The following is a 16,649-nucleotide window of genomic DNA, read 5'->3' on the forward strand; positions in this document are numbered from 1 at the left end:
GATGCCTTGACCGTTTTATCGTTGCTCGGCCTGCCCAGTCACGGCGACCGGAGGCCCGTACCGCGACGCCGGAGTGTTCCCCGAAGACGGTCGATCAGACCGTGACGCGGTCGTCCCAGGTGATGCGGTGGTCGTGCAGCCAGGCCAGGGCGTCGCGCTTCCCGACCTGCCGCAGCACCACCGGGAGGAACAGGTCGCGAACGAAGGCCCCGACGGCGCCCGGCGCCTTGCCGTCACCGTTGCGCTTGCCGTGCGCCACGACCCGCTCGACCCGCGCGCGCCGCAGGCGCTCGAACGCGGCGAACGCGCCCCGCGTGTCCGGGACGTCACGCAGGCATCTGGCCAGCACCACGGCGTCCTCGACGGCCATCGACGCGCCCTGCCCGGAGGACGGCGAGGTCGCGTGCGCGGCGTCGCCGACGATCACCATGCGGTCGCCGGACCAGGTCGGCACGGTCGGGAAGTCGTAGGTGTTCCAGGCCGGCAGGATGCGCGGGGTCGCCGCGACGATCTCCCGCATCGGCCCGGCGTCACCCTCGAACAGGTCCAGGAGCCTCGCCCGCCACTGCTCCGGCGAGATCGCGGCGAGCTCCTCCGGCGAGAGCTCCCGGCGGCTCGGCGGGTTGGCGAACCACCACACCTGCCCGTCCGGATGGATCAGGTAGCCGAAGAAGCACCGCCTGCCGAAGACGAAGGAGGACACCCCCGGCCGTCCCGGCACCTGGACTCCGTCGGCGAAGCCGCCCGTGTTCAGCAGCCCGACGTACCGGGGGCGCGGCGCGCGGGGGTCGATGAGAGCGCGGGTGCGCGAGCCCAGCCCGTCCGCGCCGACCAGCAGGTCGCCCTCGGCCTCGCTCCCGTCGGCGAAGATGCCGCGGACGCCGTCGCCGGTGGCCTCCGCGTCCACGAGCCGCCTGCCGTAGTGGACCCGCACGCCCCGCCGTACGGCCTCGTCGCGCAGCGCCCGGTAGAGATCGGCGCGCGCTTCAGCGTGCGGCTCGGCTGCCGCACGGTGGCCAGATGCCTGCCCCGCGCGTTGCGGATCTCCATCAGCGGCGTGTCCATGCCGAGGTCGCGGACGAGATCGTGCAGGTCGAGCACTCGCAGGGCCTCCAGCCCGTTGACCGCCAGCGTGAGGAAGGCGCCGACCCCGTCGGCTCCCCGGTCGTACGCCTCGAAGACCTCGGCGTCGAGGCCCGCGCGCCGCAGTGCCATGGCCGTGACGGGACCCGCGATCCCGCCGCCGATGATGATGGCTTTCTTGGTCATGTTATGACTATACATACTATGACTACAGCACGGCGAGAATACGATGGAGCCCATGCCGACGCGCCGTTCCCCACTGGCCATGGCGCTGTTGTCGCTGGTCTGCGAGGCGCCGATGCACGCGTACCGCATGCAGCAGATGATCAAGGAGCGCCACAAGGACGACGTGGTCAACGTCGCGCAGCGCAACAGCGTCTACCAGACGATCGAGCGCCTGCTTCGTGACGGGCTCCTGGCCGTACGCGAGACTGCCCGTGAGGAGAACCGGCCGGAACGCACTGTCTACGAGGCCACCGAGACCGGCCGCGAGACGCTGCGGCAGTGGATGCGCGCCATGCTGTCCACCCCGGCCCGCGAGTTCCCCGAGTTCCCCGCCGCGCTCGCCTTCCTGCCCGTACTGCCGCCCCAGGAGGCGCTGGCGGCGCTGCGGCAGCGGATCGCCGCGCTGGAGGCCCGGCTGTCCGCGCTCGACGCCGAGATCGCGGACGGCCGGACCTTCCTCGCCCCGCTGTTCCTCGTGGAGAGCGAATATCAGAAGGCCCAGCTCGAAAGCGAGCTCGGCTTCGTCCACGGCCTCGCCGGCGATCTCGGCGAGGGCCGCCTCGACTGGGACTACCGCATCTGACGCGGCCGGAGCCGGCCGCGCTCATGAGCCGTCTCAGAAGTTCGAGATGACGTGAGCGAGCACCCCCGCGATCGAGCCGGGGTCGCTCGCCTCGTACGCGCGGGCGTGGGTGGCCTCGGCGATCTGCCGCAGCGCGCCGGTGTCGGCCTTGCCGCCGTAGGCGATGGTGAACACGCGTACGGCGGGCTTGCCCGAGTCGCCGATGGCGCGCTTGAGTTCGTCGAGCGTGGGACCGCCGGCGGTCTCGTTGCGGCCGTCGGTCAGCACGACGACGGCGTTGATGGCGTCGCGGTCGTAGTGGTCGCGCAGTGACTTCACGGCGTCACCGATGGTCTGGTACAGCGCGGTGGCCGCTTTGGGGTGAAGTGCTCTGATGTCGGCTTCGAGGTGCTCGCGGTGGGTCCGGCCGTCGGCGGCCCTGGCCTCCATCTCGGCGACCTCGTCGTCGACGACGCGCGTACTGGAGAAGTGCCACAGCCCGACCCGGTCACGGCCGGTGAACCCGTCCAGCAGGGGACCATGGGCCTTCTTGACCAGGTCGAGCTTGCTCGGCTCGCCGGGCGCCCGATCGGGATCGTCCTTGGCGTTCCAGTTCATCGAGCCGGAGGTGTCGATCAGCACCAGCACGTTGGCCGGCTTCCTGAGCTGCCGCCAGACGGTCAGGAGCCGGTCCACCCAGCCGGCGGGGGGCTCGGCGAGCTGTCTGGGCAGGGGGACGCCCGGGGCGCCGTTCCTGGTGATGTTCTCGGTGATCTCGTGGGACGGGCCGCGGAACCCCAGTTCGGTGAAGCGGTCCCGGGCGGGCTTCCACGTGGTGAGGACGTGGAGGAAGTCGGCCGCCACGGCGCTCTGCGCGGGGGACAACCCGTTCAACGGGATGTAGGGGTGGTCGGAGTACATCGTGCCGACGCCTCTGCTGTCGGTGGGATCGATGTCGGTGGGATAGAAGGCGACGAGCCTGACGCTCGGCGGGTTCCTCTTCGCGCAGCCGGGCTCGTCCGACCGGCTGCCGCAGGGATAACCCTCGTTGTAGGCGACGACGCTGTTCTCCTCGACGGTGACCGCGGAGATGTAGTCCGTCGCGTGCCCGGCGTCGTCGGCGCGGCGCAGGTTGGCGAGGAAGGTCAGGGTCGTGTCGCCGTAGTGGACCACGGCCCTCTCGATGGCCTGCACCTTCTTCCGGTTCTCTCTGTCGGTGAGGTCGCTCGTGACCAGTTCCGCGACGGTGCCGGTCTGCGTGTAGAACGCGGCCACGGTGGCGTTCAGGCCCGAGGTGGAGTATTCGGGGTTGGTCTTGCCGAGCGTCAGACGGTCCTTCCTGATCATCGCGGGCAGGTCCTTCCAGCCGATCTTCCTGCCGGGCCAGCCGTGGTCTTCGGCGATCGTCTCGGGCATGGCGATGGTCAGCGGGCTGGTGACGATCGAGGGGCCCGCGGCCTCCGGCAGCAGCTCCAGGGAGTCCTTCCCGGCGGCCCGCTGCCGGGCGACCTGCAGCCACAACCGCGCGGCGGGCGCCCACACGTCCGGGCGCGGGCCGTCGGTCGCGGGATTCCACCCTCGGGCCAGCGCCTGCATGGCGATGCCCGAGTCGACGCTGTCCGCGACGACGGTCACGCAGCCGCCATGGCTGGAGCGTGGCCCGTAAAGCCGCGCGATCTCCCGGAGGATCGCGGACTTGTCGGTCGAGGAGGCGATCCGCAGCTGCGCGGTGGGCCGCCCGCAGGCCGCGAGCGCGGAGTCCGGCGACGCCGGGACCCCCGATGCGGAGACCCCCGCACCCGGGACCCGCGCCGCGGTGTCATCGCCGTCCGCCCGGAGGCTGACGACCGTGGCGGTGACGACGACCACCACGACCAGCCCAGCCGCGACGCCCGCCGTCCACCAGAGCCGCGGTGCCCGGCCAGGCCGTACGGATTCGAAGTCGTCGTCCTCCTCTTCCTCCTCGGTGCAGGCGGCGGGAGGGCTCCAGGAGGCCAGGAGGTCCTGTGCGGTTCCCACCTGCTGTGCGGCGAACTGCTCCGGCAGGCTGGTGGCGCACAGCTCGACGAATGCCTCCGCGAACCGCCGGAGTTCGTCCGCACCCTCGCCGGCCTTCTCCGTGAGGTCGCGCAGCCGCTCCCACGGCTCGGTGTCCGCGACGCCGTGAAGTTTGAGATACGCCTTCATCGGTTCCGGTGACGGCAACTCCCTCCCGTTGGTCAGCCGCGAGACACTGCTCTTGTCGTAGTTGATGAGGCGGCCGATCTCCTCCAGAGTCCGGTAGCCGTCGCGCCCACGCGGGGGACGCAGGACGAACAGGGCCCACGCGAGCGCAACGAGCGGGCCCCTGTGCGGGTCGAGATCGGGAGCCGGACGCCCCCGGCCGGCCTGCGCAGGGCTCATCGCGTGTCCCGTCCGGGAAGCAGGGGTCCGAACACCTGGCGGATGACGTGCCCGGCGGCGAGGCCGGTGCCCACCACCACGGCCAGCGTGGTCGGCAGATCGTAACCCGCCACCAGCAGGACGACCACCACGATCTGGATCACGACGAACACGCCGGCCCGCCAGTTCGGCGATACGGCGGCAGACTCCCGTACGTCGTTGTGCTGTGCCTTGCTCACGACGAACTCCTCCGGTCCGGACTGCGCTGCGATGGGCCGCGGGCCGTGTACGGCGGCCGGGAGCTGCAACTCCCGGCCAGGCCCGGCGGATGCCTCAAGAGTGGGCCTCGGCGCCACCACACACGAGCAGTAAATCGTCAAAAGCAACATGTAGCGGGCGGTTCGCAATATCACGTGGCCCATCCGCCGGCGCCTCCCCGCGCGGCGGGCACCCGGCCCCCGCCCTACGCGGCGCCCGCCCACGACGACCATCCGTTTCCTGGAGTCTCCGCAGGTCAGAGCAGAGATGAATTGTTGCGGCCCGGCCGCGCAACAAAGCGCGGACCACATTCCACGGCGGCTCGGCGACACTGGGAGGCGGTCCCGGCGCGCCGGGACCGGTGACAGCGGAGGTCCTCTGGTCCGGACGCCGCGACGCCGGGGCCGGCCCGCCGCTGCAACGGAGGGCCGGCCCGCCACCCGCCCCGGCAACAAATCGCCGCGCCGCGCCGAGCGCGGACGTGCCGGTACTCGACTGGAGTCCACTCCAGGTTCCTAGGGTGGAGGACATGGAATACGGACATCTCGGCCGCACCGGCCTACTGGTCAGCAAGCTCTGCCTGGGGACCATGAACTTCGGTCCGCAGACCACGGAGGAAGACTCCTTCGCGATCATGGATCGCGCGCACGAACTCGGGATCAACTTCTTCGACACGGCCAACGTCTACGGCTGGAAGCAGGGCGAGGGGATCACCGAGAACATCATCGGCCGCTGGTTCGCCCAGGGCGGGGGCCGCCGCGAGAAGACGGTCATCGCCACCAAGCTGTACGGCTCTATGGGCGACTGGCCGAACGAGGAGAAGCTGTCGGCGCTGAACATCCGGCGGGCCGCGGAGGCCTCGCTGCGCCGGATGCAGATCGACTACATCGACGTCTACCAGGCCCACCACATCGACCGGGACACCCCGTTCGAGGAGTTCTGGGAGGCCATGGACATCCTCAAGCAGCAGGGCAAGATCCTGTACGTCGGCTCGTCGAACTTCGCGGGCTGGCACATCGCCAAGGCGCAGGAGTCGGCCCGGCGCCGCGGCACGCTCGGCCTGGTCAGCGAGCAGTCCCACTACAACCTGCTCGTCCGCGCCCCCGAACTCGAGGTCATCCCGGCCTGCGAGGACTACGGCCTCGGCCTGATCCCGTGGAGCCCGCTCGCGGGCGGCCTGCTCGGCGGCATCCTCCGCAAGATCGACAAGGGGCGGTCCGCGGACGACCGCATCGTCACGCAGCTCGACAGGCACCGCGACAAGATCGAGGCGTACGAGGCGTTCTGCGACGAGCTCGGCGAGGACCCGCCCAACGTGGGGCTGGCCTGGTTGCTGCACCAGCGGGCGGTCACCGCGCCGATCATCGGTCCCCGTACGGTCGAGCAGCTCGACGGGACGCTGCGGGCGCTGGAGATCAAGCTGGACGACAAGGCGCTCGCCCGGCTCGACGAGATCTTCCCCGGCTTTCGGACCGCCCCGGAGGAGTACGCCTGGTGATCACCCCTGATGATCAGGCCCGGTGATCAGCCGTTGTTGAGCAGCGCGCCGACGATCACGATGAGCACGAGCAGCGCGAGCACCGTGGGCAACAGCCAGCGACGAGGACGATCCACGTCATGGAGCCTAGCCGCGGACCGCCAATGCGTACGCCTCGACCTGTTCGTACCACACGGTCGCGCCGGTGTGGCTGCGCACGAGGTGGACCGACGACGCCTCCCAGGGCCGCCCGCCGAAGGCGCCAAGCGCGCCGCCGACCAGGGGGCGCAGGTCGTCGCCGTGGCCTGAGCGGGTTGAGCGGGTTCTTGAGCGGGCCAGGGTGAGGTGGGGATGGAACCGCTTGCGGTCCGTCTCCTCCGCCCCGGCCCGCCGCGCGCCGGCCGCCACCGACTGGGCCAGTCTCGTCAGCGCCGGGCCGGCGTCGAGGCCCAGCCAGAAGATGCGGCCCCGGGCCGGGGAGGGGAAGGCCCCGGCGCCGCCGAACGACACGGTCTGCGCGGAGTGCCGGGCCGCCGCCCGGGCCAGCCGTACGCGCAGCTCGGGCAGGACCTCGTCGGGCACCTCGCCGAGGAAGGCCACGGTCACGTGCCACCGGGCGGGATCGACCCAGCGCAGCTCCGGCCACTCGGCCCGTACGGGCTCGACCGCCGTGGCGATCTCCGCCAGCACCTCAGGCGGCGGCAGCAGCGCCACGAACAATCTGCTCACGCGTGGATTCTTCCCCGCGCGCCACGCGGGCCGCGACCATGCGGGTGACCAGCACGGCCAGGCAGACCCCGCACATACTCAGCGCGCCCGCGGCGGCGACCGCGAGGCGGGGACCGGTCACCTCGGCGAGCCAGCCCACCAGGGGCGCTCCGATCGGGGCTCCCCCGGTGAAGACCAGCACGTAGATGCCCATCACCCGGCCGCGCATCTCGGGCGACGCGCCGAGCTGCACGATCGTGTTCGCGGTCGTGTTCACGGTGATCATCGCCATTCCCGCCGGGACCAGCAGCAGCAGGAAGGCCGGATAGCCGGGGGCAAGGCCGGAGACGATCTGGAACAGCCCGAAGCACAGCGCGCCGGCGATCAGGAACCGGCGGCTCGGCTTGACCCGCCGGGCGGCCAGCAGCGCGCCGCCGAACGCCCCGACGGCGAAGGCGCTGGACGCGATGCCGAACGAGGACGCCCCCGCGCCGAACACCTGCTTGGCCATCAGCGCGATGCTCGTCGAGAAGCTCTGCGCGAAGATCGCCATGAACGCCACGATCAGCAGCGGCAGCAACAGGTCGGGCCGGCCGCCGACGTAACGCAGGCCCTCCCGCAGCTGTCCCCTGCCTCGCGGCACCGGCTCCGGCGAGCGCAGCTCGGAGGACCGCATCAGCGCGAGCCCGGTGATCACGGCGGCGAACGACACGGCGTTCAGCACGAAGATCGGGCCGGTGCCCATCCAGTAGATCAGCAGCCCGGCCAGGGCCGGGCCGACGACCCGCGCGAGGTTGAAGGTCGAGCTGTTCAGCGCGATCGCGTTGGGCAGGTCGCGCCTGCCCACCATCTCGACCACGAACGACTGCCGCGTCGGCACCTCGACACAGGACACCAGGCCGAGCGTGAACGCCATGACGTACACGTGCCAGACCTGGGCCGTCCCGGTGAGGACCAGCGCGCCCATGGTGAGCGCGAGCAGGCCCATGAGCGTCTGGGCGATCATGAGCACCCTGCGCTTGGGATAACGGTCGGCGATCACGCCGCCGAACATCCCGAACAGCATCGTGGGCAGGAACTGCAGCGCGACGGTCACGCCGAGGGCCGAGCCGCTGCCCCGGGCGAGGTCGAGGACGAGCCAGTCCTGGGCGGTGCGCTGCATCCAGGTGCCGACGTTGGAGACGACCCCACCGGCGGCGAACAGCCGGTAGTTGTAGTTCCGCAGCGAGCGGAACATGCCGCCTACATCGTCGACAGCTTCTCCAGGATCGGCGCCGCCGCCCGCAGTGCCGCCCTCTCCTCCGGCGTCAGGTCCCCGAGCCGCTGCGCCAGCCAGGCTTCCTTCGTCCGGCGCTCCTCCTTGAGCAGCGCCGCCCCCTGCGGCGTCACCCTGACCGTCACCTGCCGGCGGTCGGTCGGATGCGGGGAGCGTTCCAGCAGGCCCCGGGCCTCCAGCTTGGCGATTACGCGGGTCATCGAAGGCGGCTGCACCTTCTCGTGCTCCGCGAGCTCGCCGGGGGTCATCGAGGTGTGGCGCTCGACGGCGACGAGCGTCGCGAGCTGAGTGGGCGTCAGTGAGTGGTGCGCGGCCTGCTTGCGCATCCTCCGCGTCAGCCGCGCGAGGGACACGCGCAGGGCGGACGCGAGCGCGGCGTCGCTGCGCAAGTTCTGGGTGTTCGTTAGCATGAGTCATTACCTTTGCTAACTATATCTCGCATGTCGCCATTCCTCCAAACGGTCCCCATCTGGGGTGATTCAGGTGGACCGACCGTACCGGCACCGGACCGGTGTTGATCACGGGCCTGCCCGTGGAGGACGCAGTCTGTCAGCTCACGGAGAGGCCCGGCCCCCGTGCCGGGGACCGGGCCTCCACGAGCCGTGCCGTCCTGCCGTCGTCAGGCGAAGTCCTCCGGGGTGAACCGCCTCGGCTCCACGAGCACGAGCCAGTTGCCCTGGTTGTCACGCATGACGGCCTCGATCCCGTACGGCCGCTCCGCCGGCTCCTGCAGGAACGTCACCCCCTTCGCGGTGAGCTCCTCGTACGTCTTCCGGCAGTCGTCCACGGCGAGCCCCAGCCCGCCGGCCTGCCCCTTGTCGAGTTGCCTGCGGTGGAAGTCGGCGCCCTCCTCGTCCAGCGGAGGCCCCGGCTTCATGAGCGTGATCTCCAGCTCCGGATGAGCGGGAAGGCCGACGGTCAGCCAGCGATATCCGTCCAGCGTGACGTCGGTCTTCGTGACGAAACCGAGGACGTCCACGTAGAAGTCGCGGGCCTCGTCCTGGTCCCTGCAGTAGACGGTGACGAGAGAGACGTTCGTAATCATGCGGAAGACGCTACTGCTGCCCCGCTGACCTGGGCTTCTCCAAAATTGCAGAGTCGGAGACGCGGTGCGCTCCGAGGTCGAGCACGCCGGACATGAACAGATAGCAGCCGGGGACGTGCGGGCCGCCGCGTGCCGCCCACCTGTCGCGGTACTCGCTCGGGCTCTCCCCCACCAGCCGCCGGAACTTGGCCGAGAACGACCCGAGACTGGTGAACCCGACTGCCATGCAGATCTCGGTGACGGTCAGGTTGGCCCCGCGCAGCAGTTCCTGCGCGCGCTCCAGCCTGCGCCGGGTGAGGTAGCGCATCGGCGTCTCGCCGTACGCTCGAAGCAGCGGACGAATTGAACTCCTCCCCGGCCTGAAGGCCGGAGATTCTCCCGTCGCGTCGCGGTCAGGCGGCGTGCGGGGGTTGACGCTTCGCGGACCGGGCAGCCCCGAGGTCTCCACGTCCTGACACCGCGGTTCCTGCGGCGTTGCGTATGTTGATCGCGGCGTTGGTGTCGGCGTGCCCGGCCCACCCGCACGCGGGGTTGGCACAGGCGTACCTGATCCCGTTCCGGGCCGCCGGGTCGCGGTGGCCGCATTGGTGGCAGGTCTGCGACGTGCCCGGGGCGGGCACCTTCACCACCAGGCCGCCGCGATCACGGGTTTTGTACTCCAGCAGGGTGACGGTGCGGCCCCATGCCTGCCCGGTGATGGCGCGGTTCAGCCCGGCCTTCTGCCGCACGTTCCGGCCGGGGCGCTCGATCGTGCCGCTGGCGGAGCGGACCATGTTCGTGATCGTCAGGTCTTCCACCACGACCACGCCGAAGGTGCGCGCGAGTTCGGTGGTGGTCTGGTGCTGCCAGTCGACGGCTCGGCGCTTGGCTGTCGCGCGGAGCCGGGCGATCCGGTCGTAGGTGCGGGCCAGCCGTTTGGACGTGGGCCGGCCGGGAGTGCGAGTGCGGCGCTGCCGGGCGGACTTCTTCTCCAGTCGGCGCAGGCGTTGTTTCTCGCCGTCGCGCAGCCAGGGCCCGTGCTCGCGCATGGTGCCGTCCGACAACGCCAGAGCGACGGCGATTCCCCGATCGACCCCTGCCACGGGGCCGGGGTGGGCGGCCGGGGCCGCCGCGACCACTGCTTCGGTGCGGAACACGATCTGCCACCCGAAGGCGTCCTTCACCAGCCGCGCGCCGGTGATCCGCCCGGCCGGGCCGCCCCTGGTGACGCCGGGAAGATCCCTGGTCCACCGAAACCGGACCCGCCCGACCTTCGGCAGACTGACCGCACCCCACCGCCGGTTCACCCGCGTGACCTGCAGATCGCGGGCCTGCGGCACATCCACCGCCAACCGGGTCCGGAACCGGGCCTTGAACGTGGGCCGTTTGGCGGGGTGGCCGGGATCGAAGAAGTTCGCCCACGCCTGCCGGTAGGTTTTCAGCACCGCTTGCGCTGCCTGGGCGGGCAGCCGGCCCATCCAGTCGATCCCATGGCGGGCCGCCCGGATCGCGGTGTCGCACTCCTTCACCGTCGCCAACCGGCCCTGCCGGAAGGTGACGTACTCGTGCAGCAGGTTCCACAGCGCGCGGGCGGTGTGCGCCTGACCGTCCAGCACCGCCACCTGGGCCGTGCTCAAGTCGAGTCGCGCCACGTGCGCACGAGCCTGCCTGGTCACCTCCACGCCCTGATCGTATCCCTCTGGTTTATGTCATCGTGATGGAATCCACACCCTGAGTGACCCCGATGTACGCATCGAACGCCATGGTGTCCACACCCTCCACGCCCACGTGGTGTGCGTGACGAAGTACCGGCGTGGGGCTTTCACCGGCCCGATGCCGGCCCGATGCGAGGAACTCATGCGCGAGGTCTGCGCCGACTTCGAGGTCGAACGTCGGGAGTTCAACGGCGAACAAGCAGTACATCGAGCAGCGGCAACGCCCACTGTGACCTGCGGGTGAAGGCACGTTCGCGCCCTAGCGGGCACTCCCGCGCGGGCCTTCACCCCCGGCCTGAAGGACGGAGCACTGGCCCGCATTCCGGTAGAACTTGGAGATCCCGGCGACCGCGGCGAGCCCGTCGAGATCGAGATCGCTCCGGTAGTCGCGGTCGATGCGGTCACGGGCCAGGCGCAGCCGAGGCACCAGGTCCGCCGGCACCGCCCCGCCTCCTCTGAGCGCCACGTCACGACACTACCGCTCCCAGCGTCTTGCACCATCCTTTCTAACGACGTTAGATTGAGCCTAACGATGTTAGAAAGGACTGCTAGTGAGCCCGGCTGCCCGTATCGACACCGAATCGGTCCTGCGCGCCGCGCTGCAGGTCCTCGACGAGGAGGGCGTCGCGGCGCTCTCCATGCGCACGATCGCCGCCCGCCTCCAGGTCAGGGCGGCGTCGCTCTACTACCACGTGCCCAACAAGGCCGCGCTGCTCCAACTGGTCGCCGACAGGGTCGCCGAAGAGGTGATCGCGTCGGTCGTTCCGGGCCGCGGGTGGCGCGACCTGCTCACGGACGTCGCCCAGGGGCTGCGCCGGACATTGCGGGCCCACCCCGGCGCGGCCGCCGTCGTCGCTGTACGGCACGCGTCTCCGCAGGTGTTCGAGCGGGCCGTCCCGACGGTGCTGGCCGCCATGAACGCGGGCCTGCGAGTGGCCGACGAGGAGGCGCTGTATCTCGTGCAGTCCCTTTACATCCTCGTGACGGGCCACGCCCTCGCCGAGTTCGGCGACACCCCCGAGCCGCCGGCCGCGCCCACCGCGTACTACGACGCCTGGTTCGGCATCGCCGTCTCGACGTTCCTCGCTGGCATCGAGGCGCGCTACGGCGCCTGAACCCCCCTGCCGTACGGAAAGGAAGCCCCATGGTCTCCGTCGCGCTCGTCCTGCTTGTCCTGGCCGACGCCTACTTCGTTCTCACCACGCTTGTGGACCTGTTCCCGTTCAACAACGTGCGGGAGGCGAGGCGGTCGGAGCAGGTCGCCGAGGTGGCGATCAACGCACCGGTCATGGCGCTCCCGGCCGTGCTTCTCGCCTGGGCGGCCGGCGCCGGGCTGCCCGCCCTGGCGTACGCCGGCGGGGCGCTGGAACTGCTCGCCGTCCTCAACGGCCTCGCGCTGTGGTGGCTTCCCTACCTGGCCGCCGTGACGGTCCCGTGGGCGACGGCGGGCACCGAGGAGAGCTGGGCCGCGTTGCACGCCCGGACGTACGCCAAGACCGTCATCGTGCTGCCGCACCGCGGCGATCGCCCGCGCCCCAACCTGGAGCACATGATCCTCCACGCGCTCATGCTCGCGGCCGCGATCTGCACGTTCGCGGCCGCCCGTACGCTCTGAGACGCGAAAGAGGCCGCCGCGGCCGAACGGTCGCGGCGGCCTCTCGGGACCGGATCGGCGGTCAGTTCAGGCCGAGCAGGTTCTTGAGGGGCTCCAGGGCGAAGTAGACGACGAACAACGCGCCGACCAGCCACAGCAGTGGGTGGAGCTCCTTCGCCTTACCGCGGAAGACCTTGATCACGATGTAGCTCACGAAGCCCGCGCCGATTCCAGCGGTGATCGAGTAGGTGAACGGCATCAGCACGATGGTCAGGAACGCGGGGATCGCGGTCTCGAAGTCGCTGAAGTCGATCTCCTTGACCTGCGTCATCATCAGGAAGCCGACGACGACGAGAGCCGGGGTCGCCGCCTCGAACGGCACGATCTCCGTCAGCGGGGCGACGAACATGGCCAGCAGGAAGAGCACGCCGGTGACGATGCTCGCGAGGCCCGTACGCGCGCCCTCGCCGACGCCGGCCGCCGACTCGATGTAGGTGGTGTTGGACGACACGCTCGCCGCGCCGCCGGCCGCCGCGGCGAGCGAGTCGACCAGCAGGATCTCCCGGGTGCGCTCGACCGTCCCGTCCTCCTGGACCAGGTTCGCCTGCCGGCCCACGCCGACGATGGTGCCCATGGTGTCGAAGAAGTCGGCGAGCATGAGCGTGAAGACGAACATCACGGCCGCCAGGCCGCCGATCTTGGCGAAGCCGCCGAACAGGCTGAACTGACCGAGCAGCGACAGATCGGGCACTTCGATGAACTTGGCCGGCCAGGCGGGCACGTTGAGGGACCAGCCGTTGGGATTGACCGGCTGACCCGGAGCCACCTGCGGCCCGATCTTGCCGATCGCCTCCACGATCATGGCCAGCACGGTGGTGCCGATGATGCCGATCAGGATGGCGCCCTTGACCTTGCGGGCGACGAGGAAGGCCGTCATGAGCAGGCCGACGACGAACACCAGGGTCGGCCACCCGGTCAGCGAGCCGTTGCCCAGGGCGCCGAGCTTGACCGGGACGGTGGTGCCGCCCGCGTCGGGCATCCGCCGGACGAACCCGGCGTCGACGAACCCGATCAGTGCGATGAACAAGCCGATGCCGACGCTGATCGCGGTCTTGAGCTGCGCCGGGATCGCGTGGAACACCGCCACTCTGAAGCCCGTCACCACGAGGATCGCGATGACGACGCCTTCGAGCACCACCAGGCCCATCGCGTCCTCCCACGACATCTGGCTCGCGATGCCGAAGGCGAGGAAGGCGTTCAGGCCGAGCCCGGCGGCCAGGGCGAACGGCACCCGGCCGAAGACGCCCATCAGGATCGTGAGGATGCCCGCCGCGAACGCGGTGGCCGCGGCGACCAACGGGATGTTGGGGTTGGAGCCGTCACCGAGGAACTGGCCCGTCTTGTCGGCGACCGTGCCGATGATGAGGGGGTTGAGCACCACGATGTAGGCCATCGTGAAGAACGTGGCGAAACCGCCGCGGACCTCCTGGCCCACGGTTGATCCACGGGCTGAGATGGAGAAGTATCGATCGAGGAAATTTGGGGAATTCATAGAGTTCGTATTCACGCGCGCAGAGTCGCAGGCCCCTACCATCGGCGGGAAGAGCCAGGGGAGCAGCGTTGTCCTTTCGTGACTGGTTTGTCATAAAAATACCGGGTCGCCGTCCTGCCCTTCTAAGCTGGCCCACGTGAGCGAACGCCGGCCGGACCCCACGCCCCTGGAAACCCGGGACACCCTGACGATCCTGACCGGAACGGTGTTGTGGGCGGTCGCCCTGATCGTGGTGCTGCTGGTCGTGCGCCCGGCCGACACGCGGCTCGTCTGGACCTGCGTGGCCGGCGTCGGCCTCGGCGTGTTCGGTCTCCTGTACGTCCGCCGCCGCGACGCCCGCGTACGCGACACCACCCCCGCCTCCGGCCTGTCCGGATCGGAGTCGCACAGTCCCTGACCCGCGGCCCCGTACGGCGGCTCCGTACGGCGGCTCCGTTCAGGGAGCGTCGGTGAGGAGCATCGCGATGCCGTCGAGAAGGCGCTGCAGGCCGAACTCGAACAGCTCGTCGATGTCGAAGTCGTAACCGCTCGCGCTGAGGGCCTCGAACATCGGCAGCCGGCGGCCGGCCATGATCTCCTTGAAGGCGGGCTCCTGGGCGTCCATCCACTCGTCGACGCTCATCCCGGTGAGCGCCTCGGCCTCCGCCTCCACCTCCAGATTGACCGCCGTGCCCCGGACGTGGTTGAACACGGTGATGTACGCGGTGAAGACCGTCCCCAGGTCGAGGCCGTGACCGTCGAGAGCGGTGAGCACCCACTCGGTGAAGGGCAGCGCGCCGGCGATCGGCTGGGGCCGCGTCACCGACATGGCCGGCGCGAGCCACGGATGCCGGCGGAACGTCGCCCACAGCAGGCGCGCGGCCAGTTCGACCCGGCCGCGCCAGTCTCGGGGCGGTTCGGCGGGGAACCGCATCCGGCCGAAGATCTCCTCCATCATCCGCAGCACCAGGGCGTCCTTGTCCGCGACATGGCGGTAGAGGGACATGGTCGCCACCCCGAGCTCGGCGGCCACCCGGCGCATGGAGACCGCCCCGAGTCCCTCCGCGTCGGCGACCGCGACGGCCGCCGCGGTGATCCGCGCCGAGGTGAGCGCGCCGTCCGGGGCACCCCGCCGCCGGGAAGCGGCCGGCGCACCCGGCCGCCCGGCGGGTGACGACCGGCTCCCAGTGCCGGTGCCGACGCCCGCGCCTGCGCCTGCGCCTGCGCCGACGATTGTCTCGACGACCGTGCCGACGCCGGGCACGGCGCGGACAAGTCCCTCCCGGCGAAGCTCGGTGAGCACCTTCGTCGCGGTCGCCATCGCGACGCCCCATCGCCCGACGATCTCCCGCGTGGACGGCACCCGGTCGCCCGGCCTGAGCTCGCCCGCCTCGATCCGCCTCCGCAGTTCGGCGGCGATCTCCTGGTAGCGCCCCGCGCCCGATCCGTCCACGCCGACCTCCCGCACTAGTGCACCACTGTAGCCCAGCACGCTGCCACGACAGCCGGCCCAAGAGTCTCCGCAACCCTTGCGCACTAGTGCTCTATAAATATTTACCCAGCTTATCGCCTTGCGTGCACTATGCGTACGCCGTACAGTCCGGTGTATGCAGAACACCGACATCCTCGTCTCCGGCGGCGGCATCGCCGGGCCCGCACTGGCGTACTGGCTGGGCCGGGCGGGTTTCACCGTCACCGTCGTCGAGCGCGCGCCCGCGCCCCGCCCGGGCGGCCAGACCGTGGACCTGCGTGGCGCGGGCCGCACCGTGGCCGCCCGGATGGGCCTGCTCGACCGCGCGCGGGAGATCGCCGTCGAACAGCACGGCGTCGCCCTGGTCGACGGGAAGGGCCGCTTCACGGCCACCCTCCCGGTCGACGCCTTCGGCGGCGAGGGAATCGTCTCCGAGATCGAGATCCTCCGCGGCGACCTGGCCGATCTCCTCTACCAGGCGTCCCTCCCCGGCACCGAGTATCTGTTCGACGACACCGTCACCGCCCTGGAGCAGGACGACGACGGGGTGACCGTCACCTTCGAGAAGTCCGCGCCGCGCCGGTTCGGGCTGGTCGTCGGCGCGGACGGGCCGCACTCGGCCGTACGCGCGCTGGCCTTCGGCCCGGAGGCGGACTTCGTCCGCCCGCTCGGCCTCTACACCTCGTGGTTCACCACCACGCTGCCGCTGGACCTCGGCGGCTGGTACCAGATGTACAACGCCCCGGGCGGCCTGGTCGTCTCGGCGCGGCCGGGCCGGCTGCCCGGGGAGATCAAGGCAGGCCTGAGCTTCCGGTCGGTGCCGATCGCCTACGACCGGCGCGACGTCGCCGCGCAGAAGCGGATCATCGCCGACCGCTTCGCGGGCGCCGGATGGGAGACCCCGCGACTGCTGGCGGCGATGGCCGACGCGCCGGACTTCTTCTTCGACCCCCTGGGACAGGTGCGCCTCGACCGGTGGTCACGCGGCCGGGTGGCGCTGCTCGGCGACGCGGGCTACTGCGCCACGCCGCTGACCGGCCTCGGCACCAGCCTCGCCCTGGTCGGGGCGTACGTCCTGGCCGGCGAACTGGCCGCGGCCGGCGACCACCGGGTCGCGCTGCGCGGCTACGAACGGGTCATGCGTCCCTACGTGACGGAGGCGCAGAAACTGCCGCCCGGCGGCGCCGGCGGCTTCGCGCCCTCCACCGCGCTCGCGATCCGGCTACGGGCCGCCTCGATGCGGTCCATGACCCGCTGGCCCATGCGCGGCATCCTGGCCGCCCAGTTCGCCAAGGCCGGCAACATCACCCTCCCCGACTACCCCCTCCCCGCCATGCGGTGAG

The 16,649-nt window shown here is 70.7% G+C and carries 18 protein-coding genes and 1 pseudogene; 7 read left to right on the forward strand and 12 right to left on the reverse strand.

Going from position 1 to position 16,649, the window contains the following annotated elements; translation table 11 throughout:
* Positions 1-94 precede the first annotated feature (94 nt).
* Positions 95-1,012, reverse strand: a pseudogene (locus OG344_RS05550) (FAD-dependent monooxygenase); the annotation flags it as partial.
* Between the two features lie 309 nt (positions 1,013-1,321).
* On the opposite strand from OG344_RS05550, the gene OG344_RS05555 reads away from it, so the two are divergent.
* Positions 1,322-1,891: a PadR family transcriptional regulator gene (locus OG344_RS05555; protein ID WP_405087263.1), complete on the forward strand. Its 570-nt coding sequence runs from the start codon at positions 1,322-1,324 to the stop codon at positions 1,889-1,891.
* A 33-nt stretch (positions 1,892-1,924) separates the two neighbouring features.
* On the opposite strand, the gene OG344_RS05560 is transcribed toward OG344_RS05555, so the two are convergent.
* On the reverse strand, positions 1,925-4,273 hold the full coding sequence (locus OG344_RS05560) for a VWA domain-containing protein (RefSeq protein ID WP_405087264.1): 2,349 nt from the start codon (positions 4,271-4,273) through the stop codon (positions 1,925-1,927).
* Positions 4,270-4,491 (reverse strand): hypothetical protein, encoded by a 222-nt coding sequence (locus OG344_RS05565; RefSeq protein WP_405087265.1) that lies wholly within the window; start codon positions 4,489-4,491, stop codon positions 4,270-4,272. Before OG344_RS05565 ends, OG344_RS05560 begins: the two co-directional genes overlap by 4 nt.
* A 548-nt stretch (positions 4,492-5,039) precedes the next feature.
* Here OG344_RS05565 and OG344_RS05570 point away from each other — a divergent pair.
* On the forward strand, positions 5,040-6,008 hold the full coding sequence (locus tag OG344_RS05570) for an aldo/keto reductase (RefSeq protein ID WP_405087266.1): 969 nt from the start codon (positions 5,040-5,042) through the stop codon (positions 6,006-6,008).
* Between the two features lie 126 nt (positions 6,009-6,134).
* Here OG344_RS05570 and thpR read toward each other — a convergent pair whose 3' ends face one another.
* The 6 genes from thpR to OG344_RS05600 all read right to left on the reverse strand — a co-directional run bounded on the left by thpR (position 6,135) and on the right by OG344_RS05600 (position 10,677).
* Positions 6,135-6,716 (reverse strand): RNA 2',3'-cyclic phosphodiesterase, encoded by a 582-nt coding sequence (gene thpR, locus OG344_RS05575; protein WP_405087267.1) that lies wholly within the window; start codon positions 6,714-6,716, stop codon positions 6,135-6,137.
* Positions 6,679-7,932: an MFS transporter gene (locus tag OG344_RS05580; protein ID WP_405087268.1), complete on the reverse strand. Its 1,254-nt coding sequence runs from the start codon at positions 7,930-7,932 to the stop codon at positions 6,679-6,681. Before OG344_RS05580 ends, thpR begins: the two co-directional genes overlap by 38 nt.
* 5 nt (positions 7,933-7,937) lie before the next feature.
* Positions 7,938-8,381 carry a MarR family winged helix-turn-helix transcriptional regulator gene (locus OG344_RS05585; RefSeq protein WP_405087269.1) on the reverse strand — a complete coding sequence of 148 codons (444 nt, stop codon included), beginning with the start codon at positions 8,379-8,381 and terminating at the stop codon, positions 7,938-7,940.
* Between the two features lie 209 nt (positions 8,382-8,590).
* Positions 8,591-9,016 carry a VOC family protein gene (locus OG344_RS05590; RefSeq protein WP_327048183.1) on the reverse strand — a complete coding sequence of 142 codons (426 nt, stop codon included), beginning with the start codon at positions 9,014-9,016 and terminating at the stop codon, positions 8,591-8,593.
* A gap of 10 nt (positions 9,017-9,026) precedes the next feature.
* Positions 9,027-9,323: a helix-turn-helix transcriptional regulator gene (locus OG344_RS05595; RefSeq protein WP_405087270.1), complete on the reverse strand. Its 297-nt coding sequence runs from the start codon at positions 9,321-9,323 to the stop codon at positions 9,027-9,029.
* Between the two features lie 85 nt (positions 9,324-9,408).
* Positions 9,409-10,677 carry an RNA-guided endonuclease InsQ/TnpB family protein gene (locus OG344_RS05600; protein ID WP_405087271.1) on the reverse strand — a complete coding sequence of 423 codons (1,269 nt, stop codon included), beginning with the start codon at positions 10,675-10,677 and terminating at the stop codon, positions 9,409-9,411.
* A gap of 70 nt (positions 10,678-10,747) precedes the next feature.
* Here OG344_RS05600 and OG344_RS05605 point away from each other — a divergent pair, with 70 nt between their 5' ends.
* On the forward strand, positions 10,748-10,954 hold the full coding sequence (locus OG344_RS05605) for a transposase (RefSeq protein ID WP_405089050.1): 207 nt from the start codon (positions 10,748-10,750) through the stop codon (positions 10,952-10,954).
* Between the two features lie 15 nt (positions 10,955-10,969).
* Here the strand turns inward: OG344_RS05605 and OG344_RS05610 are convergent, their stop codons facing one another.
* Positions 10,970-11,176 carry a hypothetical protein gene (locus tag OG344_RS05610; RefSeq protein ID WP_405087272.1) on the reverse strand — a complete coding sequence of 69 codons (207 nt, stop codon included), beginning with the start codon at positions 11,174-11,176 and terminating at the stop codon, positions 10,970-10,972.
* Positions 11,177-11,261: 85 nt separating this feature from the next.
* Between OG344_RS05610 and OG344_RS05615 the strand changes: the two genes are divergently transcribed.
* Both OG344_RS05615 and OG344_RS05620 read left to right on the forward strand, forming a co-directional pair.
* Positions 11,262-11,825: a TetR family transcriptional regulator gene (locus OG344_RS05615; protein ID WP_405087273.1), complete on the forward strand. Its 564-nt coding sequence runs from the start codon at positions 11,262-11,264 to the stop codon at positions 11,823-11,825.
* Between the two features lie 29 nt (positions 11,826-11,854).
* A complete protein-coding gene (locus tag OG344_RS05620; protein ID WP_405087274.1) occupies positions 11,855-12,325 on the forward strand; it encodes a hypothetical protein in 471 nt (156 codons plus the stop codon).
* Between the two features lie 61 nt (positions 12,326-12,386).
* Here the strand turns inward: OG344_RS05620 and OG344_RS05625 are convergent, their stop codons facing one another.
* Positions 12,387-13,898, reverse strand: a complete 1,512-nt coding sequence (locus OG344_RS05625) for an NCS2 family permease (protein ID WP_405087275.1) — start codon at positions 13,896-13,898, stop codon at positions 12,387-12,389.
* A 94-nt stretch (positions 13,899-13,992) separates the two neighbouring features.
* On the opposite strand from OG344_RS05625, the gene OG344_RS05630 reads away from it, so the two are divergent.
* Positions 13,993-14,253 (forward strand): DUF2530 domain-containing protein, encoded by a 261-nt coding sequence (locus OG344_RS05630; protein WP_405087276.1) that lies wholly within the window; start codon positions 13,993-13,995, stop codon positions 14,251-14,253.
* 39 nt (positions 14,254-14,292) lie between these two features.
* Here OG344_RS05630 and OG344_RS05635 read toward each other — a convergent pair whose 3' ends face one another.
* Complete coding sequence (locus tag OG344_RS05635; RefSeq protein WP_405087277.1) at positions 14,293-15,288, reverse strand: TetR/AcrR family transcriptional regulator C-terminal domain-containing protein; 996 nt, start codon at positions 15,286-15,288, stop codon at positions 14,293-14,295.
* Between the two features lie 154 nt (positions 15,289-15,442).
* On the opposite strand from OG344_RS05635, the gene OG344_RS05640 reads away from it, so the two are divergent.
* Positions 15,443-16,648, forward strand: coding sequence for an FAD-dependent monooxygenase (locus OG344_RS05640; RefSeq protein ID WP_405087278.1), 1,206 nt, complete (start codon positions 15,443-15,445; stop codon positions 16,646-16,648).
* The last annotated feature ends 1 nt before the right edge of the window (position 16,649 follow it).

It is taken from the genome of Microbispora sp. NBC_01389 (assembly GCF_045040095.1).
In the GTDB taxonomy this organism is placed as follows: domain Bacteria; phylum Actinomycetota; class Actinomycetes; order Streptosporangiales; family Streptosporangiaceae; genus Microbispora.